A 1,640-nucleotide genomic window follows, 5' to 3' on the forward strand; every position below is an offset into this window, starting at 1 on the left:
TCTATATTGTTTATTATATACTACATAGAAAACTATATTCAAGGTGAGTGTTCTATACCTGTTTAATCAAGTTCAAGACCGAGCAATTCCACCCCATAGCTAAAGCAAGGGGCTATCTTGCTCAATTATTGTATATTTATCGAAAAGGTTTTAACAAATATATAATTTATTAAAATATTTATTTTCAACTCACAAAAACAAAGGTAGTCAATTTGACTACCTTATACTTTTATCAATTAATTTTTGATAAACATATTTCATATGTTCTTCATTAGTAAGCTCTAGTACTTTTTCTATCTCTACCCAAGCTACACCACTATTTTCATCAGCTTTTATTTTAACTTCTTCACTTTCATTAGCTACTAATACATAAGCCACTGATAAATGTAAGTGTGGTGCTACATATTTTCCTTTTTTAACATGTGCTTTTACTGGAAGAATGTCTATACAACAAATTTCCTCTGTTGCTGGAATAATATTCTCTACACCAGTTTCTTCTTTTGCTTCTTTTATTGCTACTTCTAATAAGTTACTGTCCCCATCAGCATGTCCACCTGTCCATCCCCATGATTTGTAGATATTATGATGTATCATAAGTACCTTATCCCTATTTTTATTAACTATAAATCCTGAAGAAGTAACATGAGCAACTTCATTTTCTCTAGTTAATACATTTTCATTTTTTTCGATAAAATCTAATATTATTTCCTTGTCCTTTTCCTCTTGCTCATTCAAAGGTATGTACGATTCTAGCTTTTTAATATATTCCATAATGTTTACTCCTTTTATTGTCTATCCTCTATTAAATAATACTATTAATGTTGCTTATTTTCAATAATAAAGCCATTGATATTATACCAATGGCTTATTACCTAATTCAAACTTTAATCTATATATAATCCCATAGTAATAGTGTTATAATAAATACCGTTCACACAATTATCCTTTTTTAGCAAACCTTCTCTTTCAAATCCAAACTTCTCGTATAATTTAATGCCTCTCTCATTGTCTTCTCTAACCAAAAGACTTATCTTTTTTGTTATGCCGTTAGACTTAGCCCATTCTATAAGGTAACTCATAACCTCATTACCAAGACCAATGCCCCAGTATTTTTTTCTAAAACTTATTCCTAAAGTTCCATTATGCTTGATTCTTTCTTTTTGTAAAGAAGTTATAGAAGCAATTCCTGCTATTTCATCATTTATAATAGCGAGTACCATCTTAGAATCTTCCATGCTATTATTTTTTTCTATGTATTGCTCTTCATCTTCTATACTTATCAGAAATTCATTTTCTCCAAAAGTCAAAAAGTCACTCTCTCCTCCAACTATATTACAATATTCTATCATAGCTTTTGCATCTTCTTTTGTTGGTGTTCTTAAAATTGCAGTTTCCCCATTTTTTAGTTTAACTTCCTTCATCTCTACCCCTCCTTAAATTTATATCTATATCCCCTATTTATCTCAATATAATTTTATTTTTGTATAACCTTACTCGCAACGTGAACTACTCACCACTTAACTACCTACGGTAACGTTTGAAGTGGGAGCTTCTTGGTCAATAGTACCATTGTACTAAGTATCTCCAAGCTTATAGGATAGTTCCTATCCCAACTGTATACCAAAATTATATAGCTAATT

Annotated in this window: 2 protein-coding genes; both read right to left on the bottom strand. The window is 30.1% G+C overall.

Going from position 1 to position 1,640, the window contains the following annotated elements; genetic code table 11:
* Nucleotides 1-216 precede the first annotated feature (216 nt).
* On the bottom strand, nucleotides 217-771 hold the full coding sequence (locus ACRC03_RS07050; RefSeq protein ID WP_438651854.1) for an NUDIX hydrolase: 555 nt from the start codon (nucleotides 769-771) through the stop codon (nucleotides 217-219).
* 113 nt (nucleotides 772-884) lie between these two features.
* Nucleotides 885-1,421 (bottom strand): GNAT family N-acetyltransferase, encoded by a 537-nt coding sequence (locus tag ACRC03_RS07055; RefSeq protein WP_438651855.1) that lies wholly within the window; start codon nucleotides 1,419-1,421, stop codon nucleotides 885-887.
* Nucleotides 1,422-1,640 lie beyond the last annotated feature (219 nt).

The organism is Romboutsia sp. (genome assembly GCF_051659545.1).
Lineage (GTDB): Bacteria > Bacillota > Clostridia > Peptostreptococcales > Peptostreptococcaceae > JBOFOR01.

Coding starts and splice junctions, on each gene's coding strand:
- ACRC03_RS07050 (WP_438651854.1), bottom strand. CDS start 771: ATGGAATATATTAAAAAGCTAGAATCGTACATACCTTTGAATGAGCAA.
- ACRC03_RS07055 (WP_438651855.1), bottom strand. CDS start 1,421: ATGAAGGAAGTTAAACTAAAAAATGGGGAAACTGCAATTTTAAGAACA.